Source organism: Streptococcus peroris ATCC 700780 (genome assembly GCF_000187585.1).
In the GTDB taxonomy this organism is placed as follows: domain Bacteria; phylum Bacillota; class Bacilli; order Lactobacillales; family Streptococcaceae; genus Streptococcus; species Streptococcus peroris.
Window position 1 is genome coordinate 197,984 of record NZ_GL732463.1, and the last position, 23,245, is coordinate 221,228.

24 protein-coding genes and 1 tRNA gene are annotated in these 23,245 nt (G+C 40.0%); 23 read left to right on the forward strand and 2 right to left on the reverse strand.

Annotated elements, in window-relative coordinates; all coding sequences use genetic code 11:
- Positions 1-46 precede the first annotated feature (46 nt).
- On the forward strand, positions 47-874 hold the full coding sequence (locus HMPREF9180_RS02860; protein WP_006144890.1) for a DNA/RNA non-specific endonuclease: 828 nt from the start codon (positions 47-49) through the stop codon (positions 872-874).
- Positions 875-992: 118 nt separating this feature from the next.
- Positions 993-2,324, forward strand: a complete 1,332-nt coding sequence (locus HMPREF9180_RS02865) for a hemolysin family protein (RefSeq protein WP_006144891.1) — start codon at positions 993-995, stop codon at positions 2,322-2,324.
- Positions 2,325-2,405: 81 nt separating this feature from the next.
- On the opposite strand, the gene HMPREF9180_RS02870 is transcribed toward HMPREF9180_RS02865, so the two are convergent.
- Positions 2,406-2,476 (reverse strand) — tRNA-Cys (locus HMPREF9180_RS02870).
- Positions 2,477-2,659: 183 nt separating this feature from the next.
- Here HMPREF9180_RS02870 and HMPREF9180_RS02875 point away from each other — a divergent pair.
- The 17 genes from HMPREF9180_RS02875 to HMPREF9180_RS02955 all read left to right on the forward strand — a co-directional run bounded on the left by HMPREF9180_RS02875 (position 2,660) and on the right by HMPREF9180_RS02955 (position 17,145).
- Entirely contained in the window at positions 2,660-4,639 is a 1,980-nt protein-coding gene (locus HMPREF9180_RS02875; RefSeq protein WP_006144892.1) for a peptide ABC transporter substrate-binding protein, read from the forward strand.
- Between the two features lie 65 nt (positions 4,640-4,704).
- Entirely contained in the window at positions 4,705-6,201 is a 1,497-nt protein-coding gene (locus tag HMPREF9180_RS02880) for an ABC transporter permease (protein ID WP_006144893.1), read from the forward strand.
- On the forward strand, positions 6,201-7,127 hold the full coding sequence (gene oppC, locus HMPREF9180_RS02885) for an oligopeptide ABC transporter permease OppC (protein WP_006144894.1): 927 nt from the start codon (positions 6,201-6,203) through the stop codon (positions 7,125-7,127). Before HMPREF9180_RS02880 ends, oppC begins: the two co-directional genes overlap by 1 nt.
- Before the next feature lie 8 nt (positions 7,128-7,135).
- Positions 7,136-8,203, forward strand: coding sequence for an ABC transporter ATP-binding protein (locus tag HMPREF9180_RS02890; RefSeq protein ID WP_006144895.1), 1,068 nt, complete (start codon positions 7,136-7,138; stop codon positions 8,201-8,203).
- A gap of 10 nt (positions 8,204-8,213) precedes the next feature.
- Positions 8,214-9,140 (forward strand): ATP-binding cassette domain-containing protein, encoded by a 927-nt coding sequence (locus HMPREF9180_RS02895; protein WP_025168591.1) that lies wholly within the window; start codon positions 8,214-8,216, stop codon positions 9,138-9,140.
- Positions 9,141-9,476: 336 nt separating this feature from the next.
- A complete protein-coding gene (locus HMPREF9180_RS02900) occupies positions 9,477-9,722 on the forward strand; it encodes a YneF family protein (RefSeq protein ID WP_025168592.1) in 246 nt (81 codons plus the stop codon).
- Between the two features lie 206 nt (positions 9,723-9,928).
- On the forward strand, positions 9,929-10,723 hold the full coding sequence (gene racE, locus HMPREF9180_RS02905) for a glutamate racemase (RefSeq protein WP_006144899.1): 795 nt from the start codon (positions 9,929-9,931) through the stop codon (positions 10,721-10,723).
- Positions 10,720-11,691 (forward strand): nucleoside-triphosphate diphosphatase, encoded by a 972-nt coding sequence (locus HMPREF9180_RS02910; RefSeq protein WP_006144900.1) that lies wholly within the window; start codon positions 10,720-10,722, stop codon positions 11,689-11,691. The genes racE and HMPREF9180_RS02910 overlap by 4 nt, the downstream gene beginning before the upstream one ends.
- Positions 11,667-12,188 carry a metallophosphoesterase gene (locus tag HMPREF9180_RS02915; RefSeq protein WP_006144901.1) on the forward strand — a complete coding sequence of 174 codons (522 nt, stop codon included), beginning with the start codon at positions 11,667-11,669 and terminating at the stop codon, positions 12,186-12,188. The genes HMPREF9180_RS02910 and HMPREF9180_RS02915 overlap by 25 nt, the downstream gene beginning before the upstream one ends.
- Positions 12,185-12,646, forward strand: coding sequence for a cyclic-di-AMP-binding protein CbpB (gene cbpB / locus HMPREF9180_RS02920; RefSeq protein WP_006144902.1), 462 nt, complete (start codon positions 12,185-12,187; stop codon positions 12,644-12,646). Before HMPREF9180_RS02915 ends, cbpB begins: the two co-directional genes overlap by 4 nt.
- The gene (xerD, locus tag HMPREF9180_RS02925; RefSeq protein ID WP_006144903.1) at positions 12,643-13,377 is read left to right on the forward strand and encodes a site-specific tyrosine recombinase XerD; all 735 of its coding nucleotides are present in this window, start codon (positions 12,643-12,645) and stop codon (positions 13,375-13,377) included. Before cbpB ends, xerD begins: the two co-directional genes overlap by 4 nt.
- Positions 13,377-14,111, forward strand: a complete 735-nt coding sequence (locus HMPREF9180_RS02930; protein WP_006144904.1) for a segregation/condensation protein A — start codon at positions 13,377-13,379, stop codon at positions 14,109-14,111. The genes xerD and HMPREF9180_RS02930 overlap by 1 nt, the downstream gene beginning before the upstream one ends.
- A 12-nt stretch (positions 14,112-14,123) precedes the next feature.
- Entirely contained in the window at positions 14,124-14,693 is a 570-nt protein-coding gene (gene scpB, locus HMPREF9180_RS02935; protein WP_006144905.1) for an SMC-Scp complex subunit ScpB, read from the forward strand.
- Positions 14,680-15,402, forward strand: a complete 723-nt coding sequence (locus HMPREF9180_RS02940; protein ID WP_006144906.1) for a pseudouridine synthase — start codon at positions 14,680-14,682, stop codon at positions 15,400-15,402. The genes scpB and HMPREF9180_RS02940 overlap by 14 nt, the downstream gene beginning before the upstream one ends.
- On the forward strand, positions 15,402-15,656 hold the full coding sequence (gene yidD, locus HMPREF9180_RS02945; protein WP_006144907.1) for a membrane protein insertion efficiency factor YidD: 255 nt from the start codon (positions 15,402-15,404) through the stop codon (positions 15,654-15,656). Before HMPREF9180_RS02940 ends, yidD begins: the two co-directional genes overlap by 1 nt.
- Before the next feature lie 103 nt (positions 15,657-15,759).
- Positions 15,760-16,824, forward strand: coding sequence for a glutamyl aminopeptidase (pepA, locus tag HMPREF9180_RS02950; protein ID WP_025168593.1), 1,065 nt, complete (start codon positions 15,760-15,762; stop codon positions 16,822-16,824).
- Positions 16,825-16,848: 24 nt separating this feature from the next.
- Positions 16,849-17,145 carry a bacteriocin immunity family protein gene (locus HMPREF9180_RS02955; protein ID WP_025168594.1) on the forward strand — a complete coding sequence of 99 codons (297 nt, stop codon included), beginning with the start codon at positions 16,849-16,851 and terminating at the stop codon, positions 17,143-17,145.
- A 29-nt stretch (positions 17,146-17,174) separates the two neighbouring features.
- On the opposite strand, the gene HMPREF9180_RS02960 is transcribed toward HMPREF9180_RS02955, so the two are convergent.
- Entirely contained in the window at positions 17,175-18,806 is a 1,632-nt protein-coding gene (locus HMPREF9180_RS02960; RefSeq protein ID WP_006144910.1) for a Na/Pi cotransporter family protein, read from the reverse strand.
- A 270-nt stretch (positions 18,807-19,076) separates the two neighbouring features.
- Here HMPREF9180_RS02960 and HMPREF9180_RS02965 point away from each other — a divergent pair, with 270 nt between their 5' ends.
- From HMPREF9180_RS02965 to folE, 4 genes are all read left to right on the forward strand, one after another.
- Positions 19,077-20,276, forward strand: coding sequence for a phosphoglycerate kinase (locus HMPREF9180_RS02965; protein WP_006144911.1), 1,200 nt, complete (start codon positions 19,077-19,079; stop codon positions 20,274-20,276).
- 126 nt (positions 20,277-20,402) lie between these two features.
- Positions 20,403-21,371, forward strand: coding sequence for a dihydropteroate synthase (gene folP, locus HMPREF9180_RS02970; RefSeq protein ID WP_006144912.1), 969 nt, complete (start codon positions 20,403-20,405; stop codon positions 21,369-21,371).
- Between the two features lies 1 nt (position 21,372).
- A complete protein-coding gene (locus HMPREF9180_RS02975; RefSeq protein WP_006144913.1) occupies positions 21,373-22,692 on the forward strand; it encodes a bifunctional folylpolyglutamate synthase/dihydrofolate synthase in 1,320 nt (439 codons plus the stop codon).
- Positions 22,673-23,227 (forward strand): GTP cyclohydrolase I FolE, encoded by a 555-nt coding sequence (gene folE / locus HMPREF9180_RS02980; RefSeq protein ID WP_006144914.1) that lies wholly within the window; start codon positions 22,673-22,675, stop codon positions 23,225-23,227. The genes HMPREF9180_RS02975 and folE overlap by 20 nt, the downstream gene beginning before the upstream one ends.
- The last annotated feature ends 18 nt before the right edge of the window (positions 23,228-23,245 follow it).

A 23,245-nucleotide genomic window follows, 5' to 3' on the forward strand; every position in this document is an offset into this window, starting at 1 on the left:
GCTGGGACACCGGCCTTTTTCTAGGGATAAAAAACAAGGAGGAAACATGAATAAAAAAACCAGACAAGCCCTTATAGGTCTTCTGATTTTTCTACTCTTGTCGATAGGAAGTTACTACATTAAAAGGATGCAGACTTCCAATAGTGCACGGCAAACACAAGTAACACAAAAATCGCAGTCGCTTGACACTCCTAGTCAAGAATTGGCGGAGAGTGTACTGACTGACTCAATCAAAAAACAAATAAAGGGAACTCTTGAGTGGAATGGAGCAGGTTCCTTCATAGTTAATGGGAATAAAACAAATCTAGACGCTAAGGTATCGAGTAAACCCTATGCTGATAATAAGACGAAAACTGTAGGAGGGGAGACTATCCCAACTGTAGCCAATGCTCTCATGTCAAAGGCGACTCGACAGTATAAAGACCGTGAAGAGACTGGGAATGGTTCAACGTCTTGGACACCAGCGGGATGGCATCAGGTCAAGAACCTAAAAGGTAGTTACAATCACGCAGTGGATAGAGGGCATTTACTAGGCTATGCCTTGATTGGTGGTTTAGATGGCTTCGATGCATCTACCAGTAATCCTAAAAATATTGCAGTACAGACAGCTTGGGCCAATCAAGCACGTGCAGATGATTCAACTGGACAAAACTACTATGAAAGTTTAGTTCGAAAAGCACTGGATCAGAATAAACGAGTGCGTTACCGTGTTACGCTACTATATGCTACAGAAGAAGACTTAGTTCCTTCCGCATCTCAGATAGAAGCGAAATCTTCTGACGGAGAACTGGAATTTAATGTTGTAATTCCGAATGTTCAAAAGGGGATTCAATTAAATTATCGCACCGGAGAAGTTACAGTTACAAAGAACTAATAGTAAGAAAGTCCCTTATCGATTCGATAGGGGCTTTATTATAGAAATTGAAAATTAATGTGTAGAAAATAAAAAATGTGGTATAATAGTGTCAATTATACTTTTTAGGAGAAGGAAAATGGAAGACCCGAGCAGTCAGAATTTGTTGCTGCAGTTTGTATTATTAGTTGTTTTGACCTTTTTAAATGCCTTTTTCTCTGCGACAGAGATGGCCATGGTTTCCCTTAGCCGGTCGCGTGTTGAACAAAAAGCTGAAGAAGGTGATAAACGCTATATCCGTTTGCTAAAGGTACTTGAAAACCCAAATCACTTTTTATCAACCATTCAAGTTGGTATTACTTTAATTACGATCTTGTCAGGTGCGAAGTTGGCGGGTTCTCTTGGAGAATTGATTGCCTCTTGGATGGGAAATAGCGAATCTGCACATGCAATTGCAAGCTTCCTGTCACTTGCTTTCTTGACCTATATCTCTATCGTTTTTGGTGAGCTCTATCCCAAACGAATTGCTCTAAACCTTAAGGATTCCTTGGCTATCCGAACAGTACCATTTATTATTGCTCTTGGTAAAATTGTAAGTCCCTTTGTTTGGATGTTATCGGCATCAACCAATCTTTTGAGTCGCTTGACACCAATGACATTTGACGATGCAGATGAAAAAATGACTCGTGATGAGATTGAGTATATGCTTACTAATAGTGAAGAAACCTTGGATGCTGATGAAATTGAAATGCTGCAAGGGGTTTTCTCGCTTGACGAGCTTATGGCGCGTGAAGTCATGGTCCCACGAACAGATGCCTTCATGGTTGATATTCAAGATGATACTCAGACGATTATCGAAAGCATTTTAAAACAAAACTTTTCTCGAATTCCAGTTTATGATGATGACAAGGATAACGTGATTGGTCTGATTCATACCAAGAGCCTGTTAAAAGCAGGCTTTGACGATGGTTTTGACAATATTGTATTGAGAAAAATTTTACAGGAACCACTCTTTGTACCTGAAACTATTTTTGTGGACGATTTGTTAAAAGAATTGAGAAATTCACAAAGACAAATGGCTATTCTTCTCGATGAATACGGAGGAATGGCAGGTTTGGTCACTCTCGAGGATTTGCTGGAAGAGATTGTTGGTGATATTGATGACGAAACTGACAAGGCAGAAGTAGAAGTCCATCAGATAGGTGAAGATACCTATATCGTTCAAGGCACCATGAATTTGAATGACTTTAATGATTACTTTGATTTAGAGTTAGAAAGCGACGATGTTGATACCATCGCCGGTTATTATTTGACAGGTGTAGGAACTATACCAACAACGGAAAAACTCAGTTATGAGTTAGAAAATTGTAATAAAAAAATTACTTTGACCAACGACAAGGTCAAGAACGGCCGTGTAACAAAGGTCAAGGTTCAGATTCAAGAACTTGAAGTCGAAGAAGAAACTGAATAAAAGCTTTATCAGCTAAATACTGATAAAGCTTTTTCATCGTTAAAAATAAAAGACCCCATCCGGAGTCTTAGTTCAATATAGAGGCGGTAGACGGATTTGAACCGACGATCAAGCTTTTGCAGAGCCGTGCCTTACCACTTGGCTATACCGCCTTGACTTTTATTATTATACATTGAAATTTTATTCTCGTCAATAGTTTCTATTCTTAAATAGAAAGTTTTCACCGTTTTGAAAGCGGTATGACAAAATATTCTGAAAATTTGTTTACTTTTTAAATAAACTGTGTTATAATTATCAGTATCTCAAAATTTTTAGAAAAAGAGGAGTTATGAGACATGAAAAAAAGTCGGATTCTTGCTGTAGCAGGTGTTGTCCTGCTTGCATCAGCTACCCTTGCAGCTTGTGGTTCTTCAAAATCTTCTGATGCAGAAGCACCAAAAGCTTATGGTTATGTTTATTCTGCTGACCCAGAAACATTGGATTACCTCATCTCAGGTAAATCAAGTACGAAAATCGTTACTTCAAATGGTATTGATGGTCTCTTCACAAATGATAAATATGGTGATATTACCCCAGCAATGGCAGAAGACTGGTCAGTATCTCAAGATGGCTTGACTTACACTTATAAGATTCGTAAAGGTGTGAAGTGGTACACTTCTGACGGAGAAGAATATGCGGAAGTTACAGCCAATGACTTTGTCAACGGTTTGAAACACGCTGCAGATAAAAAATCTGAAGCACTTTACCTAGCACAAGATTCTGTTAAAGGTTTGGCTGATTATGTTTCAGGAAAAACAACAGATTTTTCAACAGTTGGTGTGAAAGCTCTTGATGATTATACTCTTCAATATACATTGAACCAACCAGAACCATACTGGAACTCTAAGATGTCTTACGGTATCTTCTGGCCATTGAATGCAGAGTTTGAAAAATCACAAGGTGAGAACTTTGCCAAAGCGACTGATCCAACTTCATTGTTATACAATGGACCATTCTTGCTTAAGGCTTTGACAGCCAAGTCTTCTATCGAATTTGTTAAAAATGCAAACTATTGGGATAAAGACAATGTCCATCTTGATACAGTAAATCTTGCTTTCTATGATGGTTCAGACCAAGAATCGCTTGAACGTAACTTTACAAGTGGTGCTTATAGCTTTGCCCGTCTCTTCCCAACTAGCTCAAACTACTCTAAAGTTGAAGAAACTTACAAGGACAATATTTACTACACTCCAGCAGGTTCAAGTACCTTCGGTATTGGTGTGAATATTGACCGTCAAGGTTATAAATATACTTCAAAAACTACGGATGAAGAAAAAACATCTACTAAGAAAGCTCTTCTTAACAAAGATTTCCGTAAAGCTTTGAACTTTGCGCTTGACCGTAATTCATACTCTGCTCAAGTAAATGGTAAAGATGCAGCAGCTCTTGCAATTCGAAATCTTTTTGTAAAACCGGACTTTGTCTCTGCTGATGGTAAGACCTTCGGTGATATGGTTGCTGAAAAGATGGCTAGCTATGGAGATGAGTGGAAAGATGTGAAATTCGCTGATGGACAAGATGCATTCTACAATGCAGATAAAGCTAAAGCAGAGTTTGCCAAAGCTAAAACTGCCTTAGAAGCAGAAGGTGTCAAATTCCCAATCCATTTGGATATTCCAGTTGACCAAACTACTAAGAGCTATATTGCTCGTATCCAATCTCTTAAGCAATCAGTTGAAACAGTGCTTGGAACTGATAATGTAGTGATTGATATCCAACAAGTTTCTAAAGACGAGTTGAACAATATTACTTACTATGCACCAAATGCAGCTGCTGAAGACTGGGATCTTTCAGGTGCAGTTGGTTGGAGCCCAGACTATCAAGACCCATCAACTTACTTGGATATCTTAAAAACAACTAATAAAGCAAACACTAAGAGCTACATGGGTTACGATAATCCAGATAGCGCTGCAGTTCAACAAGTTGGTTTGAAAGAGTATGATAAGTTAGTCGATGAAGCTAGCAAAGAAACAAAAGATCTTAACAAACGTTATGAAAAATATGCAGCTGCTCAAGCTTGGTTAACAGATAGCTCACTCTTCATGCCTACAATGACAGGTGCGGGTGCTGCTCCAGTCATCTCTCGCGTAGTACCATTCACGGCTACTTATGCTCAATCTGGAGATAAAGGATCAGATATCTACTTCAAGTATCTTCAATTACAAAGCAAACCTGTAACGAAGAAACAATACGAAGAAGCTCGTGAAAAATGGCTTAAAGAAAAAGCAGAAGCAAACGAAAAAGCTCAAAAAGAATTAGCGAGTCATGTGAAATAAATAATGCTCATCAGAACTTTCTCTCCTAAAGGAGAAGGTTCTTTTGGGATTTTAAAGGAAATAATATGAGAAAATATGTTTTTATGCGTATCTTGCGGTCACTGGTTTCTATTTTTCTAGTAACGACCTTGACCTATACGATTATCTATACGATGGTTCCTCGGCAATTAATCTTCAAACAGGACCCGAACTATAATAAGATCGCAACTACTGCGGATAAACGGGATAATTATGAAAATACCGTTTATGAACGTATGGGATACATTGAGTATTACGATACAAAAGAGTTGCAAGAAAAAGCTAGTAGCATGGATTCCTCTGTAACAGTTGATGCAAATGATACTAATAAAGCCATTTATGAGAAGTATATCCAACAACTAGGACATGGTTGGAAATTGGGTGAATTCACAGAAAGTGGACAATTTTATGCGACGCGTGAAATTCCAATTTTTGAACGTGTATTCAAATTCTATGCTAATTTGATTGATATTGATCATACAAATAAAATTCAAGATCCTGAAAATCCCAACTTGCAGCGTTATCTACGATTTGAAAATGACCCAGCTATTGGTTGGTCTTTAGTCGGTTCAGGAACTAAGCATAAATATTTGTTGTATTTTAACAATAAATTCCCGTTTGTCCATCAGAACTTTGTGAATATTAACTTAGGTGATTCTTATCCAACCTACGCAAATACGCCTGTTCTTCAAGTAATCACTCAAGGACAAGGTCAAACGAAGACTTCAGAGGTTCAATTCCCAACAGGTAAAAAGACGTCATCTGTCAATATTTACTCAAGAACTTATAAGTCTCCAAGCCAAGCTGATGCCCGTGAAGTGGCAAACTACGGCAAGGATGATCCATACACTGCAACTGAAAGCAACTATCAATATCCTTCAATGATTACAAGTTCAGCTATTGCTGGTTTGATTGGTTTAGTTATTTCTTATGCAATTGCAGTTCCTCTTGGATCTCTCATGGCACGCCATAAGAATTCTTGGATTGATAGTTTTTCTACAGGTGCTTTGACTTTCTTGTTGGCTCTTCCAACAATCGCCTTAGTTTATATCATCCGTTTGATTGGATCTTCTATCGGACTTCCAGATTCATTCCCAATCTTGGGAGCTGGAGATGTGCGCTCTTATATCTTACCTGCAGTCATTTTAGGATTGTTGGGGGCACCAGGTACGGCTATCTGGATTCGCCGTTATATGATTGACTTGCAATCTCAAGACTTTGTACGTTTTGCTCGTTCAAAAGGATTGTCTGAAAAAGAAATTTCTAACAAGCATATCTTTAAAAATGCCATGGTTCCATTGGTTTCTGGTATTCCGGCTTCTATTATGGGAGTTATCGGTGGAGCTACTTTGACTGAAACAGTCTTTGCTTATCCTGGTATGGGTAAAATGTTGATTGACTCTGTCAAAGCTTCAAATAACTCTATGGTAGTTGGACTTGTCTTTATCTTCACTTGTATCTCCATCTTCTCATTGTTTATTGGAGATATCTGGATGACAATGCTTGACCCACGTATTAAATTGACAGAGAAAGGAGGCAAATAATGTCTACAATTAGTAATGAGAAATTTAAGTTTGTAAAACGTGACGATTTTGCCTCTGAAGCAATTGATGCTCCTGCCTATTCATACTGGGGTTCTGTTTTCAGACAATTTATGAAAAAGAAATCAACAATCGTTATGCTAGCGATTTTGATTTCAGTTATTTTGATGAGTTTCATTTATCCAATGTTCTCTAATTTTGACTATAACGATGTTAGTAAGGTAAATGACTTTAGTGCTCGTTATATCAAACCGAATGGAGAATATTGGTTTGGAACAGATAGTAACGGTAAGTCTTTATTTGATGGTGTTTGGTTTGGAGCTCGTAACTCTATCTTGATTTCTGTCCTTGCAACCTTCATCAACGTTGTGATAGGGATTATAGTCGGTGGTATTTGGGGAATCTCAAAATCTGTTGACCGCGTCATGATGGAAGTTTATAACGTTATCTCAAACATTCCACACCTATTGATCGTTATCGTCCTAACTTACTCAATCGGAGCAGGTTTCTGGAATTTGATTTTTGCCATGAGTGTAACGACTTGGATTGGGATTGCCTATTCAATTCGTATCCAAATCATGCGTTACCGCGATTTGGAATATAACCTTGCTTCTCGTACTCTTGGGACACCAACCTTTAAGATTGTTATCAAGAATATCATGCCTCAGTTGGTATCAGTTATCGTATCAACTATGACACTGATGCTTCCAAGCTTTATCTCTTATGAAGCCTTCCTTTCATTTTTTGGGCTTGGTTTACCAATTACAGTACCAAGTTTGGGACGTTTGATTTCAGATTACTCTCAAAACGTAACAACCAATGCTTACTTGTTCTGGATTCCATTGACGACCTTGATTCTAGTATCATTATCCCTCTTCGTTGTTGGTCAGAACTTAGCGGATGCAAGTGATCCACGTACACATAGATAGGAGTAGACATGACAAAAGAAAATAATGTAATTTTGACTGCTCGCGATATTGTTGTGGAATTTGACGTTCGTGACAAAGTTTTAACAGCGATTCGTGGCGTTTCCATTGATTTGGTTGAAGGTGAAGTACTGGCTCTAGTAGGGGAATCTGGTTCTGGAAAATCCGTTTTAACAAAAACTTTCACAGGGATGTTGGAGGAAAATGGACGTATTGCCAAAGGTAGCATTAACTATCGTGGCCAAGATTTAACTGCCCTTTCTTCTAATAAAGATTGGGAAAATATTCGTGGGGCTAAGATTGCTACGATTTTCCAAGATCCAATGACCAGTCTTGACCCTATTAATACAATTGGTAGTCAAATCACTGAAGTTATCATTAAGCACCAAGGAAAGACCGCGAAAGAAGCCAAAGAAATGGCTATCGATTATATGAATAAAGTCGGAATTCCTGATGCTGAAAAACGTTTTGAAGAGTATCCATTTCAGTATTCTGGAGGAATGCGTCAACGTATCGTTATCGCGATTGCACTTGCTTGCCGCCCTGATATCTTGATTTGTGATGAACCAACGACAGCCTTGGATGTGACCATTCAAGCTCAGATTATTGACTTGTTAAAATCACTTCAAAAAGAGTATCATTTCACAACTATCTTCATCACCCATGACCTTGGTGTGGTAGCAAGTATTGCTGATAAGGTTGCTGTTATGTATGCGGGTGAAATCGTTGAGTACGGTACCGTAGAGGAAATTTTCTATGACCCTCGTCATCCATACACATGGAGTCTCTTGTCTAGTTTGCCACAGTTGGCAGATGACAAAGGGGAGCTTTATTCAATTCCTGGTACACCTCCATCACTCTATGCGGAGTTGAAAGGGGATGCATTTGCCCTTCGTTCAGATTATGCGATGCAAATTGATTTTGAAGAAAAAGCCCCTCAATTTAAAGTGTCTGATACACACTGGGCGAGAACATGGTTGCTTCATGAACAAGCTCCAAAAGTAGAAAAACCTGCGGTAATTGCAGATTTACACCATAAGATTCGTGAAAAAATGGGCTTTGCTCATCTCGAAAACTAGGAGGAAGGAAATGTCTGAAAAATTAGTAGAGATTAAAGATTTAGAAATTTCCTTCGGTGAAGGAAGCAAGAAGTTTGTAGCCGTAAAAAATGCTAACTTCTTTATCAACAAGGGAGAAACCTTCTCTCTTGTTGGTGAATCAGGAAGTGGTAAAACAACGATTGGTCGTGCTATCATCGGTTTAAATAATACTAGCAAGGGTGACATCATTTTTGATGGACAAAAAATCAATGGGAAAAAATCTCGTGAACAAGCAGCTGAATTAATTCGCCGTATCCAGATGATTTTCCAAGACCCTGCTGCTAGTTTGAATGAACGTGCTACGGTTGATTATATCATCTCTGAAGGTTTGTATAATCACCACTTATTCAAAAACGAAGAAGAGCGAAAAGAAAAAGTTCAAAACATTATTCATGAAGTTGGACTTTTGGCAGAACACTTGACACGTTATCCACATGAGTTTTCAGGTGGACAACGTCAACGTATTGGTATTGCTCGTGCCTTGGTTATGCAACCTGACTTTGTAATCGCAGATGAGCCGATTTCAGCCTTGGACGTTTCAGTTCGTGCCCAAGTTTTGAACTTGCTCAAGAAATTCCAGAAGGAATTGGGCTTGACCTATCTCTTTATCGCCCATGATTTGTCAGTGGTTCGTTTTATCTCTGATCGAATTGCGGTTATTTATAAGGGAGTGATTGTAGAGGTTGCAGAAACAGAAGAATTGTTTAACAATCCAATCCATCCTTATACTCAAGCATTGTTATCAGCCGTTCCGATACCAGACCCAATCTTAGAGCGCGAAAAAGTTTTGAAAGTCTATGATCCAAATCAACATGACTACGAAACAGATAAGCCATCTATGCATGAAATTCGTCCAGGTCACTATGTTTGGGCTAACCAAGCAGAATTGGAAAACTACAAACAACAAGTTAAATAACATTAGTTTTATAACTTCTTTGGGATTTTTCTAAGAAGTTATAAAACTTTTTTTCTTTATATAAATATTTTTTATTTCGAAGGAAGTAGTGTAGTTAAACTCTAAAATTTTACGATTGCAAATGTATTGATGTGTCAAAATATTTTATAAACCTAGTTAGTTTATTTTATAGAAAGTGTATGTTCTAGTTTTATAATTTGCATTAAGTAAGTTAATTATATAGGACAAGTGAATTGAGATGATAGTTAGTTGTTTTTGAAAACATAAATCAAACTAGTCAGGCTTAGGACTTTATGGTATAATATATAAGATTCCAAAAGAAACAGGAGAAAAATGATGGATTTAATTTTAGCTATTTTATTGATTGTTCTAGCATTTCTAGGAGGTGCACTTGGTGGAATGTACTTAGTGCGTAAGCAAGTTGAAAAAGAATTTGCAGACAACCCACGTTTAAATGCTGAAGCTGTTCGTACGCTTTTAAGTGCTAGTGGACAAAAACCAAGCGAGGCTAAGGTGCAACAAGTTTATCACCAAATTATCCGCCAACAAAAATCAGCCCTTGCTAACAATAAAAAGAAATAAATAGGAAAAGTCTGGGATGAAAATTCCAGACTTCTCACTATGTTCAACTATTATTTAGAAAAAAGACTTTTTCCTTGCATTCTATTGATATTTGATTATGATTAAGAAGGAGACAGTTGCAACCGATCATCTGTCATCAATTTCATCGGAACTTAGTAATCATGATGAACTATCAATCAGAAAAATAAGACTAGAAAGAAGACTATATGGATAATCGACCAATTGGTTTTTTGGATTCGGGCGTTGGAGGCTTGACTGTTGTACGTGAGCTCATGCGCCAGCTTCCTCATGAAGAAATCGTCTATATTGGAGATTCGGCACGGGCACCTTACGGGCCTCGTCCTGCTGAGCAAATTCGTGAATATACTTGGCAGTTGGTCAACTTTCTTTTGACTAAGGATGTCAAGATGATTGTCATCGCTTGTAATACTGCAACAGCAGTTGTCTGGGAAGAAATCAAATCCAAACTGGATATCCCTGTGCTGGGTGTGATTTTGCCAGGTGCTTCAGCAGCTATCAAAGCAAGTCAGGGTGGTAAAATCGGTGTAATTGGAACACCGATGACAGTGCAATCAGATATCTATCGTCAAAAAATCCATGACTTAGATCCTAATTTACAGGTGGAGAGTTTGTCTTGTCCTAAGTTTGCTCCCTTGGTTGAGTCTGGTGCCCTTTCAACCAGTGTGACCAAGAAAGTAGTCTATGAAACCTTGCGCCCCTTGGTAGGCAAGGTAGACAGCTTGATTTTGGGTTGTACCCATTATCCGCTTCTAAGACCCATTATCCAGAATGTGATGGGGCCAGACGTAAAACTGATTGATAGTGGTGCAGAGTGCGTGCGGGATATCTCTGTTTTACTCAATTATTTCGAGATTAATCGTGGCCGCGATGTAGGGCCTCTACAACATCGTTTTTACACAACTGCAAATAGCCAAAGTTTTGCTCAAATCGGAGCAGAATGGCTAGAAAAAGAGATTCATGTGGAGCATGTAACATTATGACAAACAACATTTATGAATACAAGGACGATCAGGATTGGTATGTCGGTTCCTATAGTATTTTTGGTGGCATTCGGACTTTGACGGATGATGAGTTAGAGTTTCCTTTATTTGATTTGTCCAAAATCTTTCGAGATGAGGAGAGAGGATTTCCACTTTCAGTCACTGTTTTACGATATAGTTCAGACTATAGACTACTCTCTTTTATAGTAGATATACTTAACCAAGAAGCAAATCGAAACTTAGAAGTCATTCAACGCCAAGGAGCTCTGCTTTTGGTCGAAAATGGGAAACTCTTGCATGTAGAATTGCCTAAAGAAGGAGTTGATGTTGAAGCCTTCTTTGAAACTAGCAGAGTCAGAGAAACCTTGTTGATTGCAACTCGTAATGAGGGTAAGACCAAGGAATTTCGTGCTATCTTTGATAAGCTAGGTTATGATGTGGAGAATCTCAATGATTACCCAGATCTGCCTGAAGTTGCTGAAACTGGTATGACCTTTGAAGAAAATGCTCGCCTTAAGGCTGAAACCATCTCCAAATTGACAGGCAAGATGGTTCTAGCAGATGATTCTGGTCTTAAAGTTGATGTCCTCGGTGGATTACCAGGTGTTTGGTCAGCTCGATTTGCAGGAGTAGGAGCAAGTGATGAAGAGAATAATGCCAAACTCTTGCACGAATTGGCTATGGTCTTTGAACTCAAGGATCGTTCGGCTCAATTCCACACTACCTTGGTCGTAGCTAGTCCAGGTAAGGAAAGCTTGGTTGTCGAAGCTGATTGGCCAGGCTACATTAATTTTGAACCAAAGGGTGAAAATGGTTTTGGCTATGATCCGCTCTTCCTAGTAGGAGAGACTGGGAAGTCATCAGCCGAATTAACCCTTGAAGAAAAAAATAGTCAGTCTCACCGTGCCTTAGCCGTTAAGAAACTTTTGGAGGTATTTCCATCATGGCAAAGCAAACCATCATTGTAATGAGCGACTCTCATGGAGATAGCTTGATTGTAGAAGAAATCCGTGACCGCTATCTTGGAAAAGTTGATGCAATTTTTCACGATGGTGACTCGGAGCTTCGCCCTGATTCACCACTCTGGGAAGGTATCCACGTTGTTAAGGGGAATATGGACTTTTACTCAGATTATCCAGAACGTTTGGTGACTCAACTTGGTCCTACCAAGATTATCCAAACTCATGGGCATTTATTTGATATTAACTTTAATTTCCAAAAGCTTGATTTTTGGGCTCAAGAGGAGGATGCAGATATCTGTCTTTATGGTCACTTGCATGTTCCAGATGCTTGGATGGAGGGAAAGACTCTCTTCCTAAATCCTGGTTCTATCAGTCAGCCACGTGGGACGATCAGAGAATGTCTCTATGCTCGTGTGGAGATTGATGATATCTACTTTAAAGTGGACTTTTTGACACGTGAGCATGAGATCTATCCAGGCTTGTCCAAGGAGTTTGCTCGATGATTGCCAAAGAATTTGAACAGTTTTTACTGGAGCAAGAGGGAACCTTTTTAACACCTGCTGAAAATTTGGCTGTGCTCATTGATAGTCACAATGCAGATCATGCAATTCTCCTTCTTAGCCAGATGACCTATACCAGGGTGCCAGTAGTGACTGCTGAGAAAAAATTTGTTGGAACCATTGGGCTTAGAGATATTTTTGCATACCAAATGGAGCAGGGCTTGAGTCAGGAAGTCATGGCAGATATGGATATCGTTCACATGACCAAGAAGGACGTAGCAGTTGTCAGTCCAGACTATACATTGACGGATGTTTTACATAAGTTAGTGGATGAGTCTTTCCTGCCAGTCGTTGATAAGGATGGTATTTTCCAAGGGATTATCACGCGGAAGTCAATCCTCAAGGCTGTCAATGCCCTTCTGCATGATTTTAGTAAAGAATATGAGATTCGAAGCAAATGAGAGAATGGATTTCAGCATTTTTAGAAGAAAAACAAAATCTATCTAGCAATTCTAAACAGTCCTATAAGTATGATTTGGAGCAGTTTTTAACTCTTGTTGGAGAACGAATCTCTGAGACAAGTTTAAAAATTTATCAAGCTCAGCTATCAAATTTTAAAATCAGTGCCCAAAAGCGTAAAGTTTCCGCTTGCAACCAATTTCTTTACTTTTTATACCAGAAAGAAAAGATTGGCACTTTTTACCGTTTGGAATTGCCGAAACAGGCTGAGAAAAAACAAGTCAAGTCAGAACTTTTAGACTTGAGTTCTTTCTGGCAAGAAAGTACCTATCCAGAAGGGCGCTTGCTAGCCTTATTAATAGTAGACTTGGGCCTCTTGCCGAGTGAAATTCTAGCCTTAAAAACAAGTGATGTGAATCTAGACTTTCAAGTATTGAGAATCAATAAAGCCTCTCAACAAAGAGTCTTGAGTCTTCCCACAAACTTGCTTACGGAGTTAGAACCTTTGATGGGGCAGACCTATCTCTTTGAAAAAGCTGGGAAACAGTACTCCCGTCAGTGGGCCTTTCGTCAGTTGGAAGCTTTTTTAAAGGAAAAAGGTTTTTCAGATTTATCTGCCCAAGGATTGAGAGAACAGTTTATATTAAGACAAATCGAAGAAAAGCTTGACTTGTACGAAATTGCTAAAAAATTAGGATTAAAGACAGTCATGACCTTAGAAAAATATAGATAATGGATATTAAATTAAAAGATTTTGAAGGTCCTTTGGACTTGCTCTTACACTTGGTTTCAAAGTACCAGATGGATATCTATGATGTGCCAATCACAGAGGTTATCGAGCAATATCTAGCCTACATATCAACCCTGCAAGCCATGCGTTTAGAAGTTGCAGGCGAGTATATGGTGATGGCTAGCCAGCTGATGCTGATTAAGAGTCGCAAGCTCTTGCCAAAGGTTGCAGAAGTGACAGATTTGGAGGATGACCTTGAGCAGGACCTCCTTTCTCAGATTGAAGAATACCGCAAGTTTAAACTTTTGGGAGAGCAGTTGGAAGTGAAGCACCAAGAACGAGCTCAATATTACTCAAAGGCGCCGACAGAGCTGATTTATGAGGATGCTGAACTTGCTCATGATAAGACCACGATCGATCTATTCTTAGCTTTTTCAACCTTACTGACCAAGAAAAAGGAAGAATTCTCGAAAAATCATACAACTATTTTACGAGATGAGTATAAGATTGAGGACATGATGGTTATCGTCCGAGAAGCCTTGGTTGAAGGTCAACAATTATGCTTGCAGGATTTGTTTAAAGAAACCAAGGATTTGCAAGAGGTCATTACACTTTTTTTAGCAACCTTGGAGTTGATTAAAACCCAAGAAATTCTCTTGATTCAAAAAGAGAGTTTTGGAGATATCTATCTCATGAAAAAGAATGAGGAAAATCAAGTAGAGCAAAGTCAGGCTTGATAGAGAGGAAGTATGAGTACTTTAGCAAAAATAGAAGCACTCCTGTTTGTAGCGGGGGAAGATGGAATTAGAGTTCGCCAGCTGGCGGAGGTTCTATCGCTTCCACCGACTGGAATTCAGCAAAGCTTAGAAAAATTAGCCAAAAAGTATGAAAAAGACCAGGATTCTAGTCTAGCCCTGATTGAGACAGGAGGTTCTTATAGATTAGTCACCAAGCCTCAATTTGCAGAGGTTTTGAAAGAATACTCTAAGGCCCCCATCAACCAGAGCCTATCTCGGGCTGCCCTTGAAACCTTGTCCATCATTGCCTACAAGCAGCCTATCACACGGATCGAGATTGATGCCATTCGTGGGGTCAATTCAAGTGGAGCGCTAGCTAAGCTACAGGCCTTTGAGTTGATACGAGAAGATGGGAAAAAGGAAGTTCTCGGACGCCCTAATCTCTATGTAACAACAGATTATTTCTTAGATTACATGGGTATTAACAGCTTGGAAGAACTACCAATAATTGATGAGCTTGATATCCAAGCACAAGAAAGCCAATTATTTGGTGAAAGGATAGAAGAAGATGAGAATCAATAAATATATTGCCCACGCAGGAGTGGCCAGTAGGAGAAAAGCAGAGGAGTTAATCAAGCAGGGCTTGGTAACTGTCAATGGACAGGTGGTACGTGAATTAGCAACGACAATCAAGTCAGGCGACAAGGTCGAAGTTGAAGGCCAACCCATCTATAACGAAGAAAAAGTCTATTATCTGCTTAACAAACCACGTGGAGTGATTTCCAGTGTAACGGATGATAAGGGTCGTAAAACGGTTGTCGACCTTTTGCCCAATGTGAAAGAGCGTATTTACCCTGTGGGTCGCTTGGACTGGGATACATCAGGTGTCTTGATTTTGACCAACGATGGTGACTTTACCGATGAGATGATTCATCCTCGTAATGAAATTGACAAAGTTTATGTTGCGCGTGTGAAAGGAATCGCTGATAAAGATAATCTTCGCCCCTTGACTAGAGGAGTTGAGATTGATGGCAAGAAGACCAAACCGGCTGTTTACGAGATTCTCAAAGTAGATCCCGTAAAAAACCGCTCAGTGGTTCAGTTGACCATCCATGAAGGGCGTAACCATCAGGTCAAAAAAATGTTTGAAGCTGTTGGCCTCCAAGTGGATAAACTCTCTCGAACTCGTTTTGGGCATCTAGACTTAACTGGTCTTCGTCCAGGGGAGTCCCGTCGCCTTAACAAAAAAGAAATTAGCCAACTACACACTATGGCTGTAACCAATAAATAATGAAAAAAATCTTAATTGCACCAGTGCGCTTTTACCAACGCTTCATATCACCGGCTTTTCCACCTTCTTGTAGATTTGAGCCCACTTGTTCAAATTACATGATTCAGGCTATTGAAAAACATGGCCTCAAGGGGGTCCTCATGGGACTGGCTAGGATATTACGTTGCCATCCTTGGTCTAAAACGGGTAAAGATCCAGTACCAGATCACTTTTCCTTGAAAAGAAATCAAAAAGAAAAAGAATTGCCTTTGTGATTCTTTTTTTGTTGTAGGAAGCTATCTGTTAGGGTGATTGATGATTTATACTACCGTTCTCTTATAAAAAATGGTAAAATGGTTTCAGAAAGAAGGAACTAAAATGACAACATTATTTTCAAAAATCAAAGAAGTCACAGAACTTTCTGCTATTTCAGGCCATGAAGCACCTGTTCGTAACTATCTTCGTGAAAAATTAACACCTCACGTTGACGAAGTTGTAACGGATGGCTTGGGAGGCATTTTTGGTGTCAAACATTCAACAGTAGCAGATGCTCCTCGTGTCCTTGTTGCTGCTCATATGGATGAAGTCGGATTTATGGTTAGTGAGATTAAACCAGATGGGACATTCAGAGTTGTAAATATCGGTGGTTGGAATCCAATGGTTGTTAGCAGCCAACGATTTAAACTCTTTACTCGCCAAGGACGTGAAATTCCAGTAATCTCAGGTTCAGTACCCCCACATTTGACTCGAGGAACTGGTGGACCAACTGTACCAGCTATTTCAGATATTGTCTTTGATGGTGGTTTTGCAGATAAGTCAGAGGCTGAAAGCTTTGGAATCCGTCCAGGGGACACAATCGTACCAGACAGTACAGCCATTCTAACAGCCAATGAAAAGAATGTGATTTCAAAATCTTGGGATAATCGTTATGGTGTCCTCATGGTTAGTGAACTAGCAGGAGCCTTATCAGATCAAAAATTGAATAATGAACTCTATCTTGGTGCCAACGTCCAAGAAGAAGTTGGTCTTAGAGGAGCTCAAGTTTCAACCACTAAATTAGATCCAGAAGTCTTTCTAGCTGTAGACTGTTCACCTGCTGGTGATGTTTACGGTGGTCAAGGCAAGATTGGGGATGGAACCTTGATTCGTTTCTACGACCCAGGTCACTTGCTTCTTCCAGGTATGAAGGACTTCCTTTTGACAACGGCTGAAGAAGCTGGAATCAAATACCAATATTACTGTGGTAAAGGTGGAACCGATGCTGGGGCAGCTCATCTGAAAAATGGTGGTGTTCCATCCACAACAATCGGTGTTTGCGCTCGCTATATTCACTCTCACCAAACACTCTACGCTATGGATGATTTCCTTGAAGCACAAGCCTTCTTACAAGCCTTAGTTAAAAAATTGGATCGTTCTACAGTAGATTTAATCAAAAATTATTAAACAGAAAAGATGGAGGTGATAGGGATGGAAGAACCAAACCTAGAAACCTTGATACGGGATCTTTACAATAATGCCCGTCAAAACCTGAGTGAAGATCTAGTGAATGCACTGCTAGAGACTGCTAAGAAATTACCTAGCACCAATGAGCGCTTGCTAGCAGTCCGACTTTCAGGGCTAGTCACACTTGAACTACTCAAAAATCCCAAGCATCCAGCGCCAGAGTTAGTCAATTTGGCCCGCTTTATCAAAAAGGAAGAAGCGAGATACAGGGGTGCAGCCGCATCTTCCTTTATGATTGGAGAGCTATTTAAAATGCTTTGATTCGAAAGAATCAAAGCATTTTTTTCGTTTTAAATTTGTTCAGCCAAAACCTTTTCAGCTAGGTTCATAGCGTGGTCTGACACACGAGTATAGTGTGAAATGATATCGATAAAGTTGACACCTGCTTGGGTAGAACATTCACCGTTATTAAGACGTTTAATGTGAGTCTTACGAAGTACACGTTCCATTTTATTGATCGCTTCGTGGCGGTCGATAAGAGATTTAGCTTTTTCGAGATTGTTATTTTCGACACTATCTAGAGCATCTTTAACGAAATGACTAGTTTCATGATAGATTTCTTCTAATTCTGCCAGAGCAGCCTTAGAAAATTGTACGTTTTTACGTTGAAGATAGTCGTTGAGATTTAAAAGGGCTTCCGCGTGATCACCAATACGTTCCAAGTCTCGTGAAGAATCGAGTATATTGGTTAAGACTTCACTTTCTTTTTGGCTCAAGGCCTCACTGGATAGACTAATGAGGTAACGCGTTAATTTCTCATCAATCGTATTGATGGCTTCTTCTGTTTTATGACCCTTTTCTGCCACTTTTTCTTCAGAGTTGATAATGTAGTCGTAAGAGAGGTCAAAAGCTTTAGCAGCGTAATTTCCCAAGTGTAAGAGTTCTTTTTTAGCATTTCCGAGGGCGATAGATGGAGCTTGCTTAATGAGTTGTGGATCCAGATACAGAGGCTCGTATTTGACAACTTCATCTTCACCAGGAATAAGTTTGGTAACTAGATAAGCGAGAGTTCCGATAAATGGAAATTGGATAATAGTATTGGTAATATTAAAGGTTCCGTGTGCGAAGGCAATAGTCATCTCTGGCGCCAAGTTTAGTGTTACTTCAAACCATTGAATCAAGGCTGTAAAAGGAACTAGGAAAATCATACAGATAACGGTTCCGATGACATTGAAAGCTACATGGGCTCCAGCTACACGTTTGGCAGCGATATTAGCACCCAAGGAAGCGATAATAGCAGTGATGGTTGTTCCAATGTTATCTCCAAAGAGAACTGGTAGTGCACCCTGAAGGTCAATCAGATTGCTAGCGTAGAGATTTTGTAGAATCCCGATGGTCGCTGAGGAGGCTTGAATCAGAAGGGTTAAACCTGTTCCGACAAGAACACCCAAGATGGGATTCTTACTAAGTTCAATCATATAATCCTTAAAGACTTGTAAATCTTTCAAAGGCTCCATGGCGCCACTCATAAGATTGAGGGCGAAGAAGATACCACCAACCCCAAAGAGGATTCGTCCGATATTATTAATTGTGCGATTTTTAGTAAAGAAGAGACAAAGCGCACCGGCAAAGAGCATTGGCAGAGCATAGTCTCCCAACTTAAAACCAATGATGAAGGATGTCACAGTAGTTCCGATATTTGCCCCCATGACAATTCCTATGGCCTGACGTAAAGTCAAGAGTCCCGCACTGACGAGTCCAACTGTTATGACTGTTACGCCCGAACTAGACTGAATGAGTGCAGTCATACCGATCCCTACCAGGACACCAAAGAAAGGGTTACTGGTATATTTATCGATATAGTAGCGAAGGCGATCTCCAGCAGCCTGTTGAAGTCCGTCTCCCATGGTCTTGATACTATATAAAAATAGCCCTAGACCACCTAAAAAGTGAAATACAATTTCCTGCCAATTAATGGACATTTCTTTTTCCTCCGAAAGATAATCACGGAATCTCTCCTACTCTATTTTAAAGGATAAAAGGAAATCTAACAAGTATAAAATGAAAATTTTAAAAATAATGAAAGATTTGTGATGAGTTTGAAAACTTTCTGCGAATATCAGCGATAGTAAACGGGTGTGGTATAGTAAAATAGTGACAGTAAAGAATTGTAAAAGTTTGAGGTTTTGCTATCTCTTTTGTTGATTTTGTGATATAATTAACACGTATAAAAAATTAAGGAGTCTTTCAAAATGGCAAAATTGACTGTTAAAGACGTTGAATTGAAGGGGAAAAAAGTTCTCGTTCGTGTTGATTTCAACGTTCCTGTAAAAGACGGGGTTATCACTAACGATAACCGTATCACTGCGGCTCTTCCAACTATCAAGTATATCCTTGAACAAGGTGGACGTGCGGTTCTTTTCTCTCACCTTGGACGTGTTAAGGAAGAAGCAGATAAAGAAGGTAAATCTCTTGCACCAGTAGCTGCTGATTTGGCTGCTAAATTGGGTCAAGAAGTAAAATTCATCCCAGGAGTGACTCGTGGTGCTGAATTGGAAGTAGCAGTTAATGCTCTTGAAGATGGACAAGTTCTTTTGGTTGAAAACACTCGTTTCGAAGATGTTGACGGCAAGAAAGAATCTAAAAACGATCCTGAACTTGGTAAATACTGGGCATCTCTTGGAGATGGTATCTTTGTAAATGATGCATTCGGTACAGCTCACCGTGCACACGCATCTAACGTAGGTATCTCAGCAAACGTTGATAAAGCAGTTGCTGGTTTCCTTCTTGAAAACGAAATTGCCTACATCAAAGAAGCAGTTGAAGCTCCAGAACGTCCATTTGTAGCTATCCTTGGTGGATCTAAAGTATCTGATAAGATTGGTGTTATCGAAAACCTTCTTGCCAAAGCTGATAAAGTTCTTATCGGTGGTGGTATGACTTACACATTTTACAAAGCTCAAGGTATCGAAATCGGTAACTCACTTGTAGAAGAAGATAAATTGGATGTAGCGAAAGCTCTTCTTGAAAAAGCAAACGGTAAATTGATCTTGCCAGTTGACTCAAAAGAAGCAAACGCATTTGCTGACTATACTGAAGTGAAAGACACTGAAGGTGAAGCAGTAGACCCAGGATTCCTTGGTCTTGATATCGGACCTAAATCAATTGCTGAATTCGATAAAGCCTTGACTGGTGCGAAAACAGTTGTATGGAACGGACCAATGGGTGTGTTTGAAAACCCTGACTTCCAAGCTGGTACAATCGGTGTTATGGACGCTATCGTAAAACAACCTGGCGTTAAATCAATCATCGGTGGTGGTGACTCAGCTGCTGCAGCTATCAACCTTGGTCGTGCAGACAAATTCTCATGGATTTCTACTGGTGGTGGTGCATCTATGGAACTCCTTGAAGGTAAAGAACTTCCAGGATTGGCTGCTCTTACAGACAAATAAGAATATAAAAAAAGGAGAACTTCGGTTCTCCTTTTTTTTTTGCACACTCTGGTGAGATATTTAGAAGTAGAGGGATAATTGGACAGAATCCAAAAAAAACAGTAAAATAGAGGAATACGAATCATTATGAAATTTGAGGGTGATATCATGAAAAAGGGAGAAAAGCAAGACAAGACATCTATTTGTGGCATTATCAATGTAACTCCAGATTCATTCTCCGACGGTGGGAAATATTTTTCAGTGGAGCGTGCTCTTGAGCAGGCCCGTAGGTTAGTGTCAGAAGGGGCTAGTATGCTAGATATCGGCGGAGAATCGACTCGGCCGGGAAGAAGCAGCTATGTTGAGATAGAAGAGGAAATCCAGCGTGTTGTTCCAGTGATTAAAGCGATTCGCAAGGAAAGTGATGTTCAGATTTCGGTAGATACTTGGAAGAGTCAGGTGGCAGAAGCGGCTTTACGAGCTGGGGCCAATATAGTCAATGACATTACAGGCCTCATGGGTGATGAGAAGATGGCAGAGGTGGTTGCCAGGGCTGGAGCTCAGGTAGTCATCATGTTTAATCCAGTTATGGCACGCCCTCAGCACCCTAGTTCACTCATATTTCCTCATTTTGGATTTGGAGAGACTTTTACAAAGGAAGACTTAGCAGACTTTGAACAACTACCAGTAGAAGAATTGATGACAGCCTTCTTTGACCGTGCTCTAGCAAGAGCGGAAAAAGCAGGGATTTCGAAAGGAAACATCATGCTGGATCCTGGGATTGGCTTTGGCTTGACCAAAAAGGAAAATCTCATCCTCCTACGTGATCTTGGGAAATTGCACAAAATGGGCTATCCTATCTTTTTAGGAGTTTCTCGCAAGCGCTTTGTCATCAATATTCTGGAAGAAAATGGATTTGAAGTCAATCCAGATACTGAAGCTGGCTTCCGCAATCGTGATATTGCTTCGGCTCATGTGACCAGCATTGCTGCTAGACAGGGTGTAGAAGTGGTGCGCGTGCATGATGTAGCTACTCATAAGATGGCAATCGAAATTGCATCAGCCATCCGTCTGGCAGACCATGCGGAAAATTTAGATTTGAAACAATATAAATAACATGAATAAAAACGAAACGAACCAGTGGATAGCAAACTACCGGACAGACCAACCGCATTTTGGTCTGGAGAGGATGGTGGAGCTATTAGCCTTACGTGGCAATCCTCATCTGAAACTCAAGGTTATCCATATTGGTGGAACCAATGGAAAGGGCTCTACTATAGCCTTTTTGAAGAATCTGTTGGAAAAGATGGGGCTTAGAGTTGGTGTCTTCAGCTCTCCCTATCTGATTCATTATACCGATCAGATTGCCATTAACGGCGAGTCCATCCCAGAAGCAAGATTAGAGTCCTTGATGGTGAATTATCGTTTATTACTTGAAGGGGAGCACGCTCCTGCCTTACAAGGAACGACAGAATTCGAGATTATGACTGCCATTGCCTATGACTATTTTGCCTCTGAAAAAGTAGATGTGTCGATTATGGAAGTCGGTATGGGCGGACTCTTGGATAGTACTAATGTTTGTCAGCCAATCCTGACAGGGATTACTACTATTGGCTTAGATCATGTAGCTCTTCTGGGGAACACTCTAGAAGCCATCGCGGAGCAGAAAGCAGGTATTATCAAACAGGGGATTCCTTTGGTGACCGGTCACATTGCCCCAGAAGCTTTAGCTGTTATCGACCGTGTAGCAGCAGGAAAAGATGCTCCTAGAATCATCTACGGGAAAAATTATCAAGTCAGTCATCAAGTGAGTGTGGGGACGGGCGAAGTCTTTGACTATACAAGCCCACTTAGACAAGGTCGCTTCCATACAGGTCTGCTTGGTTTACACCAGGTAGAGAATGCTGGGATGGCACTAGCCTTGTTGGATACCTTTTGTCAAGAGACTGGGCGAGAATTGCCAGAAAATGATATAGTGGCTCAAGCCTTAGAGGGAACAAGTTGGCCTGGACGTTTGGAAATTGTTTCTAGGGAACCCTTGATGATTTTAGATGGGGCCCACAATCCCCATGCCATCAAGGCTTTATTAGCTACTCTGGAAGAACGATTTACTGATTATCATAAGAAAATCCTCTTTACTTGCATTAAAACCAAAGCTTTAGAGGATATGTTGGACTTGTTGAAAACAGTTCCAGATGCTAAGCTTACTCTGACACATTTTGACGATAGTCGGGCGACGGATGAGGATGTGTTAAAAGCAACCGCTCATTCTAGAAATCTCAACTACCAAGATTGGCAGGAATTTCTAGATCAACAATTAACAGAAGATGAAGAGAAAAAAACAGTTAGGATTATCACGGGCTCCTTGTATTTCTTGAGCCAGGTGAGAGCCTATCTGATGGAGAGGAAATTTAGAGATGGATACACAAAAGATTGAAACAGCTGTGAAAATGATTATTGAGGCTGTCGGTGAAGATGTCAACCGTGAAGGTTTGCAGGAAACGCCTGCCCGTGTAGCGCGTATGTACCAAGAGATTTTTTCAGGTCTTGGTCAAACTGCAGAGGAACACTTGTCAAAATCCTTTGAGATTATTGATGACAATATGGTAGTAGAAAAGGATATCTTTTTCCATACCATGTGTGAACACCACTTCTTGCCATTTTATGGGAAAGCGCATATTGCCTACATTCCAGATGGACGTGTGGCAGGCTTGTCCAAACTAGCACGCACAGTTGAGGTTTATTCTAAAAAACCACAGATTCAAGAACGCTTGAATATCGAAGTGGCTGATGCTTTGATGGACTATCTTGGTGCCAAAGGTGCTTTCGTTGTTATTGAAGCAGAGCATATGTGTATGAGCATGCGTGGTGTTCGAAAACCAGGAACTGCAACCTTGACAACAGTAGCTCGTGGAGTTTTTGAGACAGACAAGGATCTTAGAGATCAGGCCTACCGTCTTATGGGACTTTAAAAATCCTTTTCAAGCGGA